The sequence below is a fragment of the Melittangium boletus DSM 14713 genome, assembly GCF_002305855.1.
Taxonomy (GTDB): domain Bacteria; phylum Myxococcota; class Myxococcia; order Myxococcales; family Myxococcaceae; genus Cystobacter; species Cystobacter boletus.
Genome location: NZ_CP022163.1, coordinates 7,774,129 through 7,792,873 on the forward strand (window position 1 = coordinate 7,774,129; position 18,745 = coordinate 7,792,873).

General features: G+C 67.3%; 12 protein-coding genes. 6 read left to right on the plus strand and 6 right to left on the minus strand.

Translation table 11 applies throughout. The annotated features are described in order from the left end of the window. Window positions 1-16: 16 nt before the first annotated feature. Window positions 17-619, minus strand: coding sequence for a cysteine hydrolase family protein (locus tag MEBOL_RS32240; protein WP_095981034.1), 603 nt, complete (start codon window positions 617-619; stop codon window positions 17-19). A gap of 54 nt (window positions 620-673) precedes the next feature. After that, window positions 674-1,954, minus strand: coding sequence for a sensor histidine kinase (locus MEBOL_RS32245; protein ID WP_170115636.1), 1,281 nt, complete (start codon window positions 1,952-1,954; stop codon window positions 674-676). A gap of 287 nt (window positions 1,955-2,241) precedes the next feature. Between MEBOL_RS32245 and MEBOL_RS32250 the strand changes: the two genes are divergently transcribed. After that, complete coding sequence (locus tag MEBOL_RS32250; RefSeq protein ID WP_095981036.1) at window positions 2,242-3,747, plus strand: cyclic nucleotide-binding domain-containing protein; 1,506 nt, start codon at window positions 2,242-2,244, stop codon at window positions 3,745-3,747. Between the two features lie 131 nt (window positions 3,748-3,878). Here the strand turns inward: MEBOL_RS32250 and MEBOL_RS32255 are convergent, their stop codons facing one another. Beyond that, entirely contained in the window at window positions 3,879-4,961 is a 1,083-nt protein-coding gene (locus tag MEBOL_RS32255) for a LuxR C-terminal-related transcriptional regulator (protein ID WP_157823794.1), read from the minus strand. An 86-nt stretch (window positions 4,962-5,047) separates the two neighbouring features. On the opposite strand from MEBOL_RS32255, the gene MEBOL_RS32260 reads away from it, so the two are divergent. Continuing rightward, window positions 5,048-6,742: a DUF6119 family protein gene (locus tag MEBOL_RS32260; RefSeq protein ID WP_245919013.1), complete on the plus strand. Its 1,695-nt coding sequence runs from the start codon at window positions 5,048-5,050 to the stop codon at window positions 6,740-6,742. A gap of 150 nt (window positions 6,743-6,892) precedes the next feature. Beyond that, complete coding sequence (locus tag MEBOL_RS32265; RefSeq protein ID WP_095981038.1) at window positions 6,893-7,363, plus strand: FBP domain-containing protein; 471 nt, start codon at window positions 6,893-6,895, stop codon at window positions 7,361-7,363. Between the two features lie 9 nt (window positions 7,364-7,372). Here MEBOL_RS32265 and MEBOL_RS32270 read toward each other — a convergent pair whose 3' ends face one another. After that, window positions 7,373-9,235, minus strand: coding sequence for an acetyl/propionyl/methylcrotonyl-CoA carboxylase subunit alpha (locus tag MEBOL_RS32270; RefSeq protein ID WP_095981039.1), 1,863 nt, complete (start codon window positions 9,233-9,235; stop codon window positions 7,373-7,375). An 8-nt stretch (window positions 9,236-9,243) separates the two neighbouring features. Next, complete coding sequence (locus MEBOL_RS32275) at window positions 9,244-10,869, minus strand: carboxyl transferase domain-containing protein (protein ID WP_095981040.1); 1,626 nt, start codon at window positions 10,867-10,869, stop codon at window positions 9,244-9,246. 465 nt (window positions 10,870-11,334) lie between these two features. Between MEBOL_RS32275 and MEBOL_RS32280 the strand changes: the two genes are divergently transcribed. Continuing rightward, the gene (locus MEBOL_RS32280) at window positions 11,335-12,597 is read left to right on the plus strand and encodes a type 2 periplasmic-binding domain-containing protein (RefSeq protein ID WP_095981041.1); all 1,263 of its coding nucleotides are present in this window, start codon (window positions 11,335-11,337) and stop codon (window positions 12,595-12,597) included. Between the two features lie 26 nt (window positions 12,598-12,623). Here MEBOL_RS32280 and MEBOL_RS32285 read toward each other — a convergent pair whose 3' ends face one another. After that, a complete protein-coding gene (locus MEBOL_RS32285) occupies window positions 12,624-13,814 on the minus strand; it encodes an acyl-CoA dehydrogenase family protein (RefSeq protein WP_095981042.1) in 1,191 nt (396 codons plus the stop codon). Between the two features lie 163 nt (window positions 13,815-13,977). On the opposite strand from MEBOL_RS32285, the gene MEBOL_RS32290 reads away from it, so the two are divergent. Both MEBOL_RS32290 and MEBOL_RS32295 read left to right on the plus strand, forming a co-directional pair. Further along, window positions 13,978-14,613: a TetR/AcrR family transcriptional regulator gene (locus tag MEBOL_RS32290; protein ID WP_095981043.1), complete on the plus strand. Its 636-nt coding sequence runs from the start codon at window positions 13,978-13,980 to the stop codon at window positions 14,611-14,613. Between the two features lie 89 nt (window positions 14,614-14,702). Beyond that, complete coding sequence (locus tag MEBOL_RS32295) at window positions 14,703-18,728, plus strand: PAS domain S-box protein (RefSeq protein ID WP_095981044.1); 4,026 nt, start codon at window positions 14,703-14,705, stop codon at window positions 18,726-18,728. Window positions 18,729-18,745 lie beyond the last annotated feature (17 nt).

Sequence of the window (18,745 nt, forward strand, 5' to 3'; positions counted from 1 at the left end):
GCTCTTCCCGGACGCCCTATCCGTGGAGTTTCGACAGGAACTCGTCGTGGTTCATCGGCCGGGAGAACATGGGGTAGTTCTTCTCGATCGCCAGGCGCTGCTCCTCCTCGCTGAGCGTCGCCGTGCAGTCCTTCAGGGTGATGACGTTGTAGCCCTTCTCGTAGCCCGTGCGCATGGTCGACTCGACGCAGCAGTTGGTGAGAAAGCCCCCGAGCGCGATGTCGGTGATGCCCCGGCTGCGCAGCACGAAGTCCAGGTTGGTGCTGGCGAAGCCGCACAGGCCCCGCTTGCCCTCCACCACGATGTCCTTGTCCTGAGGCTTCAGCACGTCCACGATCTCCGCGCCCCACGTCCCCTTGCGGAAGGATTGGGTGTCCACGACCCCCTTGAGGATGCCGTAGGGGGCCGGGGTGAGCTCGTGGTAGTCCGGCGTGAAGGTGATGGGGGCGTGGATGATGGTGACGCCGAGCTGTCTCGCCTGGGTCACCGTCTTCACCGTGTTGGCGAGCATGCCCGTGCGCTCCATGACCGGTTTCACCGCGGAGTGGAAGTTGCCCCCCTCGGAAGTGAAGTCGTTCTGATACTCGATGAGCACCACTGCCGTCTTCTTCGGATCCATGGGTTCGTCCTCCAGGTGGGTAGCCTGGAGAAGATACCAGGACATGTCAGTGGATCACGGGGGAGCGTGGTGGGCGGGGAGTTCGAGGCGCAGGCGGGCCCCCCCCTCCGGGCGATTGCTGGCGGAGAGCTCACCGCCGAACTGCGTGACCAGCTCGCGCGACAGGCTCAGGCCCAGGCCGGTGCCCTTGTCGGGGCCCTTGGTGGTGAAGAAGGCCTCGAAGATCCGAGGCAACACGTCCGGGGCGAAGCCGGGTCCGTTGTCCTCGATGAGCAGCAGGACCCGGCCCTTCTCGGCGAGGCCGCGCACGTGGATCTCTCCGTCGCGTGTTCCCCGCTCCTCCAGTGCGTCGCCCGCGTTGATCAGCAGGTTGAGCACCACCTGCACCAGCCGTTGCCGCACGACGAAGAGCTCCGGCAGATTCTCGGGCACGTCCACGCGCAGCCGTGCCACGTGCTTGAGCCGGAGCGATGCCAGCTTCAGGGCATCCGCCACCACACCCGTCAGGGTGCACTCCGTGGGCTCGTGGATGTCCATGCGCGCGAAGCCCCTCAGATCGGCGACGATCTGCCGGATGTGCCGCAGGCCCTCACGCGTCTGCAGGAGCACCTCGGTGAGTTCCTCCTGGGACGCCGTGCCCGGTGTCTCCAGCGCGTCGCGCACGAAGTCGACATTGGAGCCCACGTAGGCCAGGGGATTGTTGATCTCGTGCGCCACGTCCGAGGCCAGACGTCCGAGTGCCGCCAATTTTTCCGCCTGGGCGCGGCGGTGCTCGCTGACGGCGAGGGCTTCCAGCGACTCCCGGCGGGCACGCTCGAGCCGTGCTTGCTGCTCCACTCCCTGCGTCAGCCGCACCTGGTTGGCGAGGTGGATGGAGAAGATCGTGATGGCCAGGGTGATGGACGTGTAGAGCATCGCCTTGTGCAGGTGATGTTCCATCCACCACGTCATCACGAAGACCCCCACGGCGACGGTCGCTCCGCTCAGCATGGCGGCGCGCCTGCCCCGCCGGTACATCAAGCAACAGGCGAGTGGCAGGGCCGTCACCAGGACGAAGTAGGGGCTGTGGATACCGCCGGTCGCCGTGACGAGCCCCAGGACGGAAACACTGGCAACCACGACGTGCGAGTCCCTGAGCCGACGTTCCCAGGCCGCCCAGTTCCTGGCGGAGACGAACGAGTAGCTCAGGATGCTCAGCGCCCACAAAACGCGAAATCCCAGCGTCCAGGGATTGAAGCGGCCCAACAGCAGCACATCCCCAACGAAGAAGCCGACGATCAGGAACGCCAGGACCTTGGCCGTCCGATCGCTCCACAATCCTCCCGTCGCGCTCACCGACCAGTCCATATCGGAGAAAAACAGCTTAGCACTCCAATGAACGGGCCCGGACACGAGAGCCCTGGCCGCGGTGCGTCAGATGGAGCCGCGACCCGGCCCACTGGGCGCCTTGGGACGGGTTGTCTGTCATTCGTTGACCGGGAGTGCCTTTCACCCGGATGAAGAGCAGGGTTTTCGGAGGACATCCTCTTTCATTGCTGCTCCATCCTTCGTAGCCGAAACGAGTCGGGGCGTGTGCCAGGCCTCCTACTCAGAAGATCATGGCCCTGTTAAGTAGTGGATGTATGCCAGGAGTGTCAAATTCCGTTCTCGTCGTGCCTTCCCACTTGTCTCCCGAGGCGCGCGAACGCCTCACGGAGGACCTCTACGACGTGCACAGGCGGATCTTCGATGGCGTGGAGCGCGAGTCCTTCGCCCGGTACGTGGTCGAGTCGAAGGCCACCCACACGTGGATCCTGGTGCACCACGACGAGGCGGGCAGAACCGTGGGCTACTGCGCGGTGCACCTCTTCGAGAAACGCTTCGCGGGTCGGCCCACGGCCGTTGTTCGGATGGAAGCGGGCCTGCTGAGGGCCTTCCGAGGAGGGCACGCCAACGTCCGATTCGGGCTGCACATGATCTTGCGCTACCTGCTACGGAATCCGGGCCAGCGGATGTTCTATCTCGGCTCGCTGGTGCATCCCTCCAGCTACTCGGTGTTCACCAGCTACTGCGGAGAGGTGTGGCCTCGGCGGGGGACGACGACGCCCGGGGAGTTGTTGAGCTTCATGGACGAGCTGGCCGTGGAGTTCGGCCTGGAGCGCGTGGAGTCCTCCAATCCCCTGGTGCGGCACGTGGGTTGGCGCACGCGCGAGACGGAGATGGAACGGGAGTACTGGCGGTGCTGCGACAAGCTCCCGGTGCGCTACTTCATCGAGGCCAATCCCGGCTACTCCGAGGGACATGGCCTGGTGACGCTCGTTCCTCTCACCATGACCAATCTGCTGGGTGTTCTGCGCTCCATGGGGAAGCGATCCGTGCATCAGCCGTTCCAGGCGATGCTTGCCCTGGCCCAACGCACGTCGCTCGGGGCTCGGCTGTTCCGAGCCGACGTGGCGCGGCGATTGCGCCAGTCGGCGCTCTTCTCCCACTTCGACGACGCCTCGCTGCTCAAGCTGGCCCTGCGCGCGGAGGTCGTTTCTCTCTCCGGGGGCCAATATGTCTTCCACAAGGGTGATACCAGCGACGAGATGTACCTGCTCGTGCGCGGCGCGGCCTACGTGCTGATGGAGGACGGCGCGCGAGAGAAGGTGGTGGACGAGCTGGGCCACGGCTCGCTGTTCGGTGAAATGGCCATGCTCGCCGGCGAGCGGCGCTCCGCCTCCATCCAGGTCGCCACCCACTCCGTGTTGGTGCGCATCCGTCGCTCGGTGTTGATGCCCTTGTGGGAATCCAATGCCCATTTGAGGCAGGGCCTGTGGCGGATGTTCACCGAGCGCCGCTTCGATGACCTCGCGCGAGGCGTGGCACGGTTCAGGCACCTCGGGCGCAAGGAGCGGCTCGCGCTGATTCACCAGGGTGAACACCACGAATTGCAAGTGGGGGAAACCCTGGCGCTGTCACCGGGCTCGAACCTGTTCGTGGTGTCAGGAGTTCTGGAGTTGGAGCAGGACGGGGTGTGGGTGGCCACGCGCGGAGCGCTGCTCCTCGAGATGACTAAAGCATCGCGCGTGCGCGCCAACGCGGCGACTCGCCTGGTCGTGCTCCCGAGGAGGGAGTCCGTGCTCCATCCGCTTCGGGCAGCGGGGTAGGGTCCGGAGCGGCTTCTTCCAGATACCTACCAAGGCGTATGGACGAGCGAATCGTCCGGGTGCATGGTGGACCCATGCCGTGAATGAGAAGGGGCGGGCATGGGTCCGCACGGGGTGGTGGCCCTCGCGCGTCAGGGCCGCAATGCCCTGGAGGTGAGATCGGTTCGGCTGTCACAGCCCAGCTTTTTATAGACTTTGTTCAACTGCTTCTTCACTGTGTCATCGGTGATACCCATGTCTGTGGCGATTGTTTTGTTGCTGTCGCCATGAATGACTCCATTCACAATCTGCCATTGCCGTGGCGTGAGATGAGGTAGCCATTTTTCAGGAATGAGTTGAGAACGACGGGTGTCCTGAAGCTTCAACTCCCATAACTGCCAGCCGCCCAAACGAGGGCACTCGATGAACTCCACCTTCAATTCTCCATTGGAGTCGGAGTGCCGCAAGGAGTACAGCTTGGGCGCCACCCTGCCATCGGCTTTCACCAGGGTGGCAAGCCGCTCCATCCAAGCGAACGGAATGCCCTCGTCATTGAGCGCAGAGGAGTCGAACCAGCTCTTGAGGAGCGCGGAGACGCCTTTCGTTCGTAGTTCCTCCTTGCCTCGAGAATTCAGCACGAGTGAGGTGGACTCCCGGAGGTGGAATTCCTCCAGGAGTTGGTTGCGAGACGTCACGTTGGAGTACCGCCAGATGTTCCGGAAGGCGCTCGCCCATTCGTGTTGGAACTCCTGGAGCAGGTGCTTGTGGCGGACAGAGAAGGGATCCCGCCGCTCGCTGTAAAGGGTGATGCCGCCGTGCACGCCTTGCTCGAGCGTGGTCACCAGCATCGAAATGACGCGCCGGAAGGGCAGCCCATTCGCCCTGCAGATCAGGTAGGTCTGGGTGTCTTCTACTTTTCCTCCCCGAAGGATGTCCGTGTCCCGCATCGCCTCGTTGGGGTTGGTGGTGACTCCCTGGAGAACGAAGTCTCTCGGAGGGCCCCAGGCGGAATGGTCGCGGAAGAGGGCACCTGTTGTTTTCGTCCGCCAGTCGTACGCTGTGGGCTTGTCTGGATTCGACATGCATAGCGCGATGTGTTCCGTCTGGAATAACTCACGAAGGGCTCGCTCCGAGGATTCATACAGCTCGGAGAAATGCAGGGACTCGCGAAGAGCCGCCGACAATTCCTTTACCAGCGGTGGTTTTCGTTTGGTGCGGCTCGACTCGCGTCTCATGGGGTGGTCCTCCCTGTGGGTGGATAGGCGAATGGCTTCTGGCGGTGGTTCACAGGCTACAGCGCTCCGTTGCATGGAAAAAGTCCATGGCGAGTACCACCAAAGGGGAATGGTCTCGTGCTGGGTTCGTCCCCAGAATGTTCGTCTCAATGAAAAAGAGTCCTCCCAAGCGCGCGACCCGAACCTTGACCGTCCTCTTGATCCGCCGGGAGTTCCCCACCCCTGAATCCGCACTCAAGACACCCCATGAGCTGACCGAGACGCCGCTCCCGAGAGGAATCGGGTTCAAAGGTGTTCTCTACACGGCCGGATCGACGGCCAGGCAACCCCGGTGGGTGCCCTTCGTGGAAGAGGCATTTCCCGATGGCGTGTCCATTCCACACAGCATGTTCCCGGCGGCGCTCCTCTTTCTCCGCGCGAGCGAGCGATGGTTCGCCGTGACCTTCGGACCCGCACGGCATCTTCTCAAGCCTGAATCCTTCGAGATGGATTTTGGTTTGAAGGTCACGCTCAATACCGTGGATGAGAAGAAGCTGCGCAGCCTCGATGTTCGCACGATCGAGGAGCTGACCGTCCATACGCGTCGACAGGTCAGTCGAAGCTCCGGGATTGATGCCTTCAGCATCGACGATGTCCGAGATCTCCTGGGCGCGGTCACGGGTGAGCCGACGGATTCCACACTCGCGAAGCGATTGGGCGGCCGGGATTCATTGTCCCTGACCGCGGAGCTTTCGTTTTCCGAACTGGCGGACAAGTGCGAGGTGCTTCTCGCGAGCTATGAGAGCACGCATTACCAGAAGAGCTTCGCCTGGGTGGACAACATCCGCCTCATCCGGGAGCCCACCACCCGGCAGCGTCTCGATGATGAGCTACTGAGGACCCTCAATGCTCGCGATTTCCAGAAGGTTCATCTGGCTCCTCCCGAGGTCATCGACTGGGATGGAATAGGCTTTCTGTACCCAGGTGAGTCCGTGAGATCCGCGGATGTTCACGGCGACTTGGATCTGGAGGAGTGTTTCGCCGCGATGGCGGAGCAGGCGGAAGTGGAATCCGGAACGTTCGAACTCTCGCCCGAGCAGTTCAAGTCGGCCAGGATTCGCGCCGTCGAGGCGTCAGGCATCGAGTATGAGAAGTGGCCCCTCTACAAGTGTCTGGTCGCGGAGTTGAGCAGCGGCGATGAACTCCATGTTCTGTCGGCGGGTCAGTGGTTCAGGATCGAAAAGGTCTTCGCCGCCAGGACGCTCAAGGAGGCATCGGCGTACGTCAAGGAACTCAAGAGCCTTCCGCCCGCCAAGGCTCATCAACGGGAAGACCAATACAACGAAGGTGCGGCCCTGGGGTCCACGGAGTTGGTGTGTCTCGACAAGGTGCTGGACAAGCCCAAGGGCGCTCGCTCCACCTTCGAGACATGTGATCTCTTTTCAAACGCGCGGCAGTTCATCCACGTCAAGAAGATGGGGAAGTCCTCCTTCTTGAGCCACTTGTTTTCCCAGGGCGCGGTGTCGGCCGAGACCTTCCTGCGGGACGAGGACACCCGACATCGGTTCAAGCGGCGGGTCGAGGCGCAGAGTTCCGTGTTGGCGAAGATGCTGGGTGACCCCACGCGGGCTCCGACTCGCGGCGAGTATGAAGTCGTCTTCGCGGTCATCGCGAAGGCGAACAGGCTGGGATGGCCGCGGGCGCTGCCCTTCTTCAGTCAGCTCAACTTCGTCCGGCAGGCGGATCGCCTTCGTACCCTCGGCTACAAGGTCGCCTTGTGCCGGATCGATGTACGGAAATGAGCGTTCCTCCGCTCTCTCGCCAGGTTGCTTCGCGGGGAGCCCGGCGAGGCCCTGCTTCATCTGGAAACGAGCAAGCCCGCCGCGAGGCGTTTATGAAGGGCATGTCCCCCCGCGCCCGGTGGGTGTCACGGCCGCACGAGGAAAGCCCCCATGTTCCTGATCGAGACCGAGAAAGATCTGCTGCAAGCGTTCCGCCCGCGTGACCGGGAGAAGGTGGAGTTGCCCAAGGGCCTCAAGTTCCCCCTCTTCGTCCGCGATTACTTCTCGTGGGTGGAGCCCTCGGGGACGCGGGTCTTCCTGGTGTGCCCCTCGCCGGACAACAAGCGTCCCATGGGCCTCGCCTTCCGGAGAGAGCCCCAGGGCTCCAGCACCCCGTCCCAGATGTGCGACTGGTGCCATGCCTACGGCTCGTCGAACGAGATTGGCCTGTTGTCCACGGACGTCAACTCGAAGCGCCGCGTGGGCGTCAACCTGTGCCTGGATCTGCGGTGCAAGGAGAAGCTGGAGACGGCCGCGGACCTGTCCGGCCGTCACTTCCGGGAGGCCATGCCCCCCCTCATGGAGCGCATGACCCGCTTCGCCCGCGAGGCGCTGCGCATCCACACCGTTCCGGAGGATTGAGCGGCGCGCCTACGCCGGCTCCAGCCTCGCGAGCACCACGCCCTCGGCCACCTGGGCGCCCGTCTTGGCGGGCAGCTCCACCACCACGCCGTCGAAGGGCGCGAGCAGCGTGTGCTCCATCTTCATGGCCTCGAGGGTCACCAGCGGCTGGCCCTTGCGGACCGAGGCCTTCGCCTCCACGGAGACCGTGACGATGCGGCCCGGCATGGGCGAGAGCACCGCCCCTCCGCTCGCGGTCGCCTCGCCCGCCGTGCCTTCCTCCCGGAGCGGGGTGAATGCGTGGGCCAGGCCCTGCGCGAAGACGATCGTCTGCTCGCCCGTCGTGACCACCGGCAGCGCGGAGGGGCGGGGCGGTGCCTTCACCTGGATGACGTGCCGGGCGCCCTCGGATTCCAGGCGCACCTCGATGCGCGGCGGTGCGTTCAACCGGAAGCCGATCGGCGCCGCCGTCACCGGGGCCAACCTCGCCACGGCGGCGGCCTGGAGCACCGCCTCGGAGGGGTCGGCTCCTGGCACCAGGGCGTCGAGCCTCGCTCCGATGAAGCCCGTGTCCACCGCGCCCGCGAGGAAGTCCGGATGCTCCAGGCACCGCGCCAGGAAGGCCGCGTTCGTCTTGACCGGCCATACCCGCACCGCGCGGCAGGCCGCCGCCAGCCGGGCCGCCGCCATGCTCCGCGTGGGCGCATGGGCGATGAGCTTGGCGATCATCGGATCGTACGTGGGCGTCACCTCTCCGCCCTGCTCAACGCCGGAGTCCACCCGCACCGACTCGGTGGGCAGGAGGAAGTGGGTGAGCGGTCCCGTCGAGGGCAGGAAGCCCGTGGCTGGGTTCTCCGCGTACAGGCGCGCCTCCATCGCGTGTCCGCGGATGTGGAGCTGCTCCTGCGCCAGGGGCAGGGGCTCTCCCGAGGCGATGCGCAGCTGCCACTCCACCAGATCCTGGCCGGTGATCGCCTCCGTCACCGGGTGTTCCACCTGGAGGCGGGTGTTCATCTCCATGAACCAGATGCGATCGGCGCGCAGCCCGTCACTCGCGTCGGCGATGAACTCGATGGTGCCCGCTCCCTCATACCCCACGGCCCGGGCCGCCCGGACCGCCGCCTGACACACGGACTCGCGCGTGGCGGCGTCCATTCCCGGCGCGGGAGCTTCCTCGATGACCTTCTGGTGACGCCGCTGCAGGGAGCAGTCCCGCTCGAACAGGTGCACGGCCTGGCCGTGCTGGTCGGCGAAGACCTGCACCTCGATGTGCCGGGGCCTCGTGACGTACTTCTCCAGGAGGACCCGGTCGTCCCCGAACGACGCCGAGGCCTCGCGCCGGCAGGACATGAGCGCCCCCGGGAAGTCCTCGGAGCGGTCCACCTTGCGCATGCCCTTGCCGCCGCCGCCCGCCACGGCCTTGATGAGCACCGGATAGCCGATGCCGTCGGCCTCGCGGTGCAGCCGCTCGGGGGACTGGTCCTCCCCGAGGTAGCCCGGCGTGGTGGGCACGCCCGCCTCCGCCATGCGCTTCTTGGCGGCGTCCTTGAGCCCCATGGCGCGGATGGCCGAGGGCGGAGGGCCCACCCACGTGAGCCCCGCGGCGATCACCGCCTCGGCGAAGCCCGCGTTCTCCGACAGGAAGCCGTAGCCGGGGTGGATGGCCTGGGCGCCCGACTGACGCGCGGCGGCGATGAGCTTGTCCGGCACGAGGTAGCTCTCGCGCGCCGGAGCGGGGCCGATGGGCACCGCCTCGTCCGCCTCGCGCACGTGCGGCGCGTTCGCGTCCGCCTCCGAGTAGACGGCTACGGTGCGGATGCCCAGGCGGCGGGCGGTGCGGATGATGCGGCGGGCGATCTCCCCGCGGTTGGCGATGAGCAGGCTGGTGATCATGGCGGACCTCACATGCGGAAGACGCCGAAGCGGGGAGCGTCCGCGAGGGGCGCGTTGAGCGACGCGGACAGGGCCAGGCCCAGCACGTCGCGCGTCTGCACGGGATCGATGATGCCGTCGTCCCACATCCGAGCGGTGGCGTAGTAGGGGTTGCCCTCGGCCTCGTAGCGCTCGCGGATGGGGGCCTTGAACGCGTCCTCGTCCTCCTTGGACCAGGTCTGTCCCTTGGCCTCCATGCCATCGCGCTTGACGGTGGCGAGCACGCTCGCGGCCTGCTCGCCCCCCATGACGCTGATGCGCGAGTTGGGCCAGGAGAACAGGAAGCGCGGCGAGTAGGCCCGTCCGCACATGCCATAGTTGCCCGCCCCGAAGCTGCCGCCGATGAGCACCGTGAACTTGGGCACGCTCGCCGTGGCCACCGCCGTCACCATCTTGGCGCCGTCCTTGGCGATGCCGCCCGCCTCGTACTTGCCGCCCACCATGAAGCCCGAGATGTTCTGCAGGAAGAGCAGCGGCGTGCGGCGCTGACATGCCAGCTCGATGAAGTGCGCCGCCTTCTGGGCGCTCTCCGAGAAGAGCACGCCGTTGTTGGCCAGGATGGCCACCGGGTAGCCCCAGATACGGGCGAAGCCGCACACGAGGCTCGTGCCATAGAGCGCCTTGAACTCGTGGAACTCCGAGCCGTCCACGAGCCGGGCGATCACCTCGCGCACCTCGTAGGGGGCCCGGACGTCGGAGGGGATGAGGCCATAGAGCTCGGCCGGGTCGTAGCGGGGCGGGACGGGCGCGGCCATGTCCAGCTGGACCGGCTTCACGGTGTTCAGCCGCGAGACGATGTCGCGCACGATGCCGAGCGCGTGCTCGTCGTTCGCCGCGACATGGTCGACCACACCGGATCTGCGTCCGTGCGTGTCGGCTCCGCCCAGGTCCGTGGCGCTGATGACCTCGCCCGTGGCGGCCTTCACCAACGGCGGGCCGGCCAGGAAGATGGTGCCCTGGCTCTCGGAGCCCGCGCCGCGGACGATCACCGTCTCGTCACTCATGGCGGGCACGTAGGCGCCGCCCGCCGTGCACGAGCCCATGACACAGGCGATCTGCGCGATGCCCTTGGCGCTCATGTTCGCCTGGTTGAAGAAGATGCGTCCGAAGTGCTCGCGGTCCGGGAACACCTCCGCCTGATGGGGGAGGTTGGCGCCGCCGGAGTCCACCAGGTACACGCACGGCAGGTGGTTGGCCTCGGCGATCTCCTGTGCGCGCAGGTGCTTCTTCACCGTCATGGGGAAGTAGGCGCCGCCCTTCACCGTGGCGTCGTTGGCGACGATCATCACCTCGCGGCCGGACACCCGGCCGATTCCGCCAATCACTCCCGCGCCCGGGGCCTCGTCCCCGTACATGCCGTTGGCGGCGAGCTGGCCGATCTCCAGGAAGGGCGAGCCCGCGTCGAGCAGCCGCTCCACACGCTCGCGGGGCAGGAGCTTGCCTCGGGACGTGTGCCGCTTGCGCGCGTCCTCCGAACCGCCCAGCGCCATCTGCGCGACGCGGGCACGAAGTTCCTCGGCGAGGCGCCGGTTGAGCGCCTCGTTGCGGCGGAAGGCCTCCGAGGAAGGGTCGACGGTGGTGGATAGAATGCTCATGTGCCGATCAGCTCCCGTCCATGCGGGTCCCGACGGACCGCGGGGATTCCCCTCGCTTCCGTCGTAGAACCTTGGGCTCCCGGCTGTCATGCCTTTTCCAACCTCGGGGGCGACGATTCCGTCCAGAAGAGGATGACGGAGTGCGTCGAGTCCGCTTCCGGGCGTTTCACCGCCACGCGGTCCGGGTCCGGAGCGCTTCCGCCGCGGCCGAGGCCTCGGCGATGATGCGTTCCGGCTCCAGCGCGGTCAGGACTCCGTGCCGCTTGAGCACGCGGCCATCCTCGCGGGTGGCTCGGCCTGTCGAGACGCGCGTGAACAGCCGTTCGAGACCAGGGCGCCCAGACCCGCCGCGCCCAAACCCAGGGTGAATGCCCGCCGTCCTACTTTCGCCATGTGGTTCTCTTCTCGCTTGGCCGTGTTCCCGTCTAAATGGCCGACCGTGGATCCCTTGTCGAGCGAGGCTTCATGGACATCGTGGCGCGTGTACGGTTGAAGAAATGGATGGTGCTCTGGGGCGTGGCGGCGCTTCCCGTGCTCGGGTGTGGCGGGAAGCAGGAGCCCGGGGTGGAACCAGAGCGGGTCCTCCTGCGCGTTCCCCTCTACTCGTACATTCCGGATGCGGCGGGGGACCAGTTCAAGGCCCTCTCCGCGCGCATCGAGGCCGAGTTCGAGCGGGAACATCCGGACGTGGATCTGGTGATCAACCCGCCCTGTTTCCAGGATGACCTCTACGAGCCCTCCCAGCTCGCGGCGTCACTCCGGGGAGAGGGGGCGTGTCCCTATGAGATCGTCGAGGTGGACACGTCCCTGCTCGGAGAACTCGTGGACACCGGCGCGGTGCGGCCCTGGGGGGCGCTGCCCGAGGGTCCGAGCTGGCATCCCGCGGGGATCTCCGCCTCCACGATCCAGGGGCAGCTCTACGGCGTGCCTCACTGGCAATGCACGCACTACATCCACTCCCGGAGCGACGCGGTGAGCGGCGCGCGCACCGTGGACGAGTTGCTGCACGCGCTCGATGCGCTCGGCACCCCGGCCACGAACCTGTCCGGCAATCTGCTGGGGAGCTGGAACCTGCCGTCGCTCTACCTCGACGCCTGGACGGACACCCACGGCCCCGCGAATGTCCAGTCCGCCGTGACGACCGAGCACTATGACCCGGACGTGCTCGCCGGCATGAACCGGCTCGCCCGGGCCTGCGACACCGCGGAGGGCAACCCCTGCATCGATGGGACGTACGACGACAACATCGACCTGCCGGAGATCCGCCTCGCCCAGGGACTCGCCGATGCGTCCCTGGGCTTCTCCGAGCGGATGCACGTCGTCATCAAGAACCTGCCCGTGGGGGCCAGTGCCTTGGAGCTGCGCATCGCGCCCGCACCCCTGGGTCAGGGCAATCAGCCCTTGCTGTTCACCGACTCCTTCACCCTGAGCACGCGCTGCACGGGTGCGTGCGAGCAGGCCGCCCGGGACTTCGTCGCGTACATGACCCGGGCGAGCACCTATCAGTGGATCGTCCTCTCCGAGGACGCCCCCGCCGAGGGCCGTGTGCCGCGCTACCTGATGCCCGCGAACCTGGCCGTCTACGAACTGCCCGGCCTCATGGCCGACCGGTTCTATCCTGTCCTCGGGGAGGCGACCCGCACGGCCGCTCCGTTCCCCAACACCGGCCTGTTGAACATCCGCAAGCAGATGCGCGACACCCTCCTCGAGGCGCTCCAGGCGGAGTGAGTTGCCGGGGAGGGGGCCGGGTCCGCTCAGAGCATGGCGGTGTTGGCTTCCGCGCCGAGCAGCACGCTCCCGATGGTCTCCAGGGTCGCGGGGGCCACCATGGCGTGCTGCGTGGCCACGTGGATGTCGCGGAAGCAGCGCTGCAGCGGACTGGAACGATAGACGGAGGCCCCTCCCGCGGCCTCGTACATGCGATCCACCACCCGCGCGGCGCTGCGCGTGGCGTGGGTGTAGGCCAGCCGCAGCTCGGCCCGGCCGCGCGGGGTGACCTCCTTGTGCGTGGCGGCCTCGAAGGTCGTGTTCACCGTATCGATCAACAGCGCCCGCGCGGCACGCAAGGTGCCCTCGGACTCGGCGACGGCTTCCTGCACCGCGCCGCGCGTGGCGATGGTGCGGCCCGTGAGGGGGCTCTTCTTCTGCTGCGCCAGGGCCGTCAATTCGTCCACGGCACGGCGCGCGATGCCGAGCGCCACGGCGGGAATGCCCAGTGCCAGCAGGCCGAACGGAGGCAGGGCGTAGAGCGGGTCCTCCACGCGAGGACGGTCGGTGAGGAGCGACAGGGAGCGGTCGGCGGGCACGAAGATGTCGCGGACCTCCATGTCTCCACTGCCCGTGCCGCACAGGCCCGAGGCGTGCCAGGTGTCATGCAGGGTCACGTCCTCGATGGGGAACCAGAGCAGGCGCGTCTCGGGAATGCCCTCGCGAATCATCCGGGGCGCTCCGTCCTTCGTCACCACGACCCCGCCCGTCAGCCAGCGGCAGTTCTGGCTGCCACTGGCCCAGGACCAGCGGCCCGTGACGCGATAGCCCCCCTCGACGAGCTCGGCGCGGCCCGTGGGCGCGGCCACTCCGCCGACGATGGTGTCGGGCGCGCCGAAGAGCGTTCGCGCCGTCGCCTCGGGCATCCAGGCGGCGCTCATGGCGGTGAGCGCACCGATCATCACGCACCAACCCGTCGAGCCATCCGCGCGGGCGAGGGTCTCGATCACCTCGATGATTTGCGCGGGGTGGAGAGAGGGGCCCCCCAGGGCCTTGGGAATCACCAGGCGGAAGAGACCGGCCTCGGCCAGCTCCCGGGCGAGGTCCGCGGGCAACCGGCGGGCGGCCTCGATCTCCTCGGAGCGGGCGGCCACGCGGGGCGCGAGCCGCCGCGCCTCGGCGAGGGCGGAGGAGTCAGGAGAGGAGGGGGGGACCGCGGGTGAAGTCGGGAGAGTCATGCACGGATGTTATGTGGGGCCACTCCGCGAGGGCCAGCAGCTTCCATGAACGACCCCGTGCCTGTAGGGCCGCCCGCCGATCCCGGTAGGTTTTCACTGACAACATGGGGACTCGGACGAGGTGTGCCTTGCACGGAGTCGTCCGTTGGGCGAGGAGAGCGCCATGGCGCTGCGACGCACCCGGAAGAAGACGGCGGACAAATCGGCCTACCACCATGGCGATCTGCGCCAGGCCTTGCTGGACGCGTCGCTGGCGCTCATCGCCGAGGAGGGATTTGGCGCGCTGTCACTGCGGGAAGTGGCTCGGAGGGCGGGGGTGACCCACGCGGCGCCCTACCGTCACTTCGCGGACAAGGAGGCGCTCCTGGTGGCCGTGGCGGAGGAGGGCTTCCGCGCGATGACGTCGCGCATGAAGGAGGAGATGGCCCGGGAGCAATCCCCGATCGACCGGTTGGGCGCCTGTGGTGTCGCCTATGTGCTGTTCGCCGTGGAGCACGCGGCACATTTCCGGGTGATGTTCGGTCCTCACTTCACCCGGCCCTTGAAGTCCCTCGACGAGGACGCGGATGCGTTCGCCCTGCTGGTGGGCGCCCTCGCCGAGGCTCAGCGAGCGGGCGAGGTGCGGGACGGGGACACCTCGCGGCAGGCCCTCGCGTGCTGGTCATTGGTGCACGGACTGGCCTCGCTCCTGGTGGATGGGCAGTTGACACCGGAGGCCGTGGCGGGAGGTGTGGCGGCGTTGGCCCGGACGCAGACGCTTCTGCTGCTGCGGGGTCTGGCCCGTCCACCCGTGGATTGAGCGGGAGGCTCCGGCCCATTTGCCGTTGCACGCCCGGAGAGGAGTGGGCATGAGTTGCACATACCCTCTCGTGACCCCCGTGCCCTTCGATGAGCTCTCCCGAGTCCGACGAGCTGCGCTCCCTGCGTGCCGAGGTCGAGCGCTTGCGTGGACTGCTCGACAGGGAGGAGGCTGAGTCCGGCGGAGCCCTCTACCGGCGGATCGTGGAGAGCGCGATCGACTTCGCCGTGCTCGCCCTGGACCTGGAAGGCCGTGTCACGCACTGGAACGAGGGAGCCCGGCGCATCCTCGGCTGGTCACTGGAGGACATCCGCGGCGAGCACGCCCACGTCATCTTCACGGAAGAGGACCGGGCCCAGGGCTTGCCCGAGCGGGAGCTGCGGATGGCTCGGGAGCAGGGGCGCGCCACGGACGAGCGCTGGCATCGGCGCAAGGATGGCTCGTGCTTCTGGGCCAGTGGCGAGTTGATGCCGCTCAAGGACGATGCCGGCACGCTCGTGGGGTTCGTGAAGATCCTCCGGGATCGCACCGCGCAACGAAGACTCGAGCAGGAGCGGGAGCGCTTCCTGCTCCTGGCCGAGCAGTCCTCGGACTTCGTGGGGATCGCCGACATGGAAGGGCGCGGCGTGTTCATCAACCAGGCGGGGCGCCGTCTCGTGGGCCTGGCTGACGACCATGCCGAGCCCATGCTCATCCCGGAGCTCTTTTTTCCCGAGGATCGCGCGTTCATCCGGGACGTGGTCCTGCCCGCCCAGCACACGCGGGGTTACTGGCGGGGAGAGATGCGCTTCATGCACCAGGTCACGGGCGCGTCCATTCCGGTGGACTACAACGCCTTCGTCCTGCGCGACGCGGCCGGCAACCTCACCGGCTACGCGACGATCTCCCGCGACATCTCCGAAGCGAAGAAGGCCGAGTCCGCCCTGCGCCGGAGCGAGGAGCGCTTGCAGCTCGCGTTGAGCGCGTCCGACTCCATCGGCATCTGGGATTGGGACATCCCCACGGATCGGCTCCACGCGGATCCCCATTTCGCCCGGCTCTTCTCCGTGGAGCCGGACGCGGCGGCCCGGGGGGCGCCGCTCGAGGCCTATCTCCAGGGCCTCCATCCCGAGGATCGGGAACGAGAGCGGCTGGAGATCCGGCGCAGTGTCGACCTGGGCGAGGAATACGACTCCGAGTACCGGGTCTCCCCGGTCGAGGGGATCCGGTGGCTCCACGCCCGGGGACGCATCTTCCGAGATGCCCAGGGCCAGCCCGTGCGGTTCGCGGGGGCCACCATCGACATCACGGAGCGCAAGACGACGGAGTTGCGCCAGCGGGCGTTGCTCGACCTGAGCGATCGGTTCCGCAGCCTGACGGAGTCGGGGGACATCTCCGCGCTCGCGGCGGAGCTGCTCGGCAAGACCCTGGGATTGTCTCGCGCGGGCTTCGCCGTGGTGGACCTGGAGTCCGAGACGCTCACGGTCGAGCAGGACTGGTCCAATGGCCAGGTCGCCAGCATCGCGGGGGGCTATCCCTTTTCCGCCTTCGCCTCCACGATGGAGCGGCTCCGGCGCGGCCTGGCGACCCTCGAGACGGACGCCGAGACCGCGCCGTGGCTCGACCCCTCGGAACTGCCCAACTACCGCGCGCTGAACATGCGGGGCTTCATGAGCCTGCCGCTCATGCGCAATGAGCGTCTGGTGGGCTTCATCTATGCCCACAGCACCTCGCCTCGCCAATGGTCGGACGCGGACGTGGGCTTCATCCGCGAGGTGTCCTCCCGGACGTGGGAGGCGATCGAGCGGGCCCTGGCCGAGCGGGCGGTCCGCGAGCGCGAGCAGGATCTGCGTCTGCTCACGAACCAAGCGCCCGAGATGATTGGCTACGTCGATCGGGACCTGCGCTTCCAGTTCGTCAACGACACCTACTCCGCCTGGTTGCGGATACCCCGTGAGCGCATCCTCGGCGTGTCGGTGCGCGACCTGGTGGGTCCGGAGATCTTCGCCCAGCGTGAGCCCTATTTCCGGCGGGCGCTGGACGGGGAAGAGGTCCACTTCGAGGCGGCCCTGGATCTGCATGGCATCCATCGAGATCTCGAGCTGCGCTACTTCCCCCGCAGGGATCTCAAGGGCCACATCCTGGGGGTCTACACCTTCGTCCTGGACATCACCGAGCGCAAGCAGATCGAGCGGGCCCTGCGGGAAGCCAACGAGACGCTGGAGCAGCATGTGGAGGAGCGCACGCGGGAGCGAGACCGCATCTGGCGCAACTCCGACGAGCTCATGGGGGTGGCGGGGTTCGATGGCTACCTCAAGTCCATCAACCCGGCCTGGTCGCGGCTGTTGGGGCTGGACGACGCGACGCTCCTCGCGCGGCCCTTCGTGAAACTCATCCACCCGGGGGATCACCCCTCCGCGGAGCGGGCCATGGCCCAGTTGGCGCGGGGTGAGCGCGTGACGCGCTTCGAGGATCGCCTGGTGCGGGCCGACGGCGCTGAGCGCGTCATCGCCTGGACCGCGGTGCCCGGGGAGGAGGTCTTCTACATCATCGGGCGCGACGTCACGGCCGAGCGCGAGAGCGCCGTGCTCCAGCGCCGGTTGTTCGATGTGCTCGACGCGTCTCCGGACTTCGTTGGCATCGCGGACGCCGGGGGCCGGGTCTTCTACGTCAACGCCACGGGCCGGCGGATGGTCGGGTTGGACGACCTGGACGAGGTGCGTCGCAGCTCCGTCGTCGACTTCTTCGTGCCCGAGGAGCGCTCGCTCATCGAGGACACGGTCATCCCGACGGCCCTGCGCGAGGGCCGCTGGGAAGGCCGGTGCCACTTCCGTGACTTCAAGACGGGCAAGAGCACCCCGGTCCATTACAACGTGTTCGTGACGCGGGACGCATCGGGCGAGGTGATTGGCCTGGGCACGGTGACGCGCGACATCACCCAACAATTGCAGCAGGAGCAGGCCCTCCAGGAGACGGAGGCGCGGCTGCGCCAGTCCCAGAAGATGGAGTCGGTGGGGCAGCTCACCGGGGGCATCGCGCACGACTTCAACAACCTGCTGGGCGGCATCATGGGCTCCATGGAGATGCTCAAGCGCCGCCTGGCGGCGGGCCGCTATTCCGAGGCGGGCAAGTACATCGCCTCCACCATGGCCTCGGCTCACCGCGCCGCGGCGCTCACCGCGCGCCTGCTCGCCTTCGGCCGCCGCCAGTCGCTCGACGTGAAACCCGCGGACCTCAACGCGCTCGTCTCCTCCATGTCGGACCTGCTGCGGCGCACCCTGGGCGAGCACGTGGACCTGAAGATCCTGCTCGCGCCGCACCTGTGGTCGGCGATGACGGACGCCAACCAGTTCGAGAACGCGTTGCTCAACCTGGCCATCAACGCCCGGGACGCCATGCCCTCGGGCGGCCTGCTCACCGTCGAGACGAACAACACCCGGCTCGACGAGAACTACACGCGCGGCTTCGAGGGGCTCAAGCCCGGTGAGTACGTGGTGCTGTGCGTGAGCGACACCGGCCAGGGCATGCCCCCGGAGGTCATTGCCCGGGCGTTCGAGCCGTTCTTCACCACCAAGCCCATCGGCCAGGGCACGGGGTTGGGCCTGTCCATGATCTACGGCTTCGCCCGCCAGGTGGGAGGCCATGTCCGCATCTACTCGGAGCAGGGCCGGGGCACGACCGTCAAGCTCTACACACCGCGTCATGTGGGGGCCGAGGTCGGAACGAGCGAGGCGGCCCTGGAGGGCGAGGTGCCGCGCGCGCGGCACGGCGAGCGCGTCCTGGTGGTGGAGGACGAGCCCGCCGTGCGCATGCTGGTGATGGAGATACTGGAGGATCTGGGCTACGAGGCCGTGGAGGCGCACGATGCCCGCGCGGCGGTGCCGGTGCTCGAGGCCGAGGGGCGCATCGATCTGTTGGTGACGGACGTGGGTCTGCCCGGGGGGATGAACGGACGCCAGCTCGCGGAGGTGGCCCGTCAGCTCCGTCCGGGACTCAAGGTGTTGTTCATCACCGGTTACGCGGAGGGGGCGTCCGTGCGCGGTGGCTTCCTCGCTCCCGGCATGGAGATGATCACCAAGCCCTTCGCCCTGGACGCGCTGGCCGCCCGCATCCGGGAGATGATCGAGCGGGATTGATTGACCCGAGGTGGGTC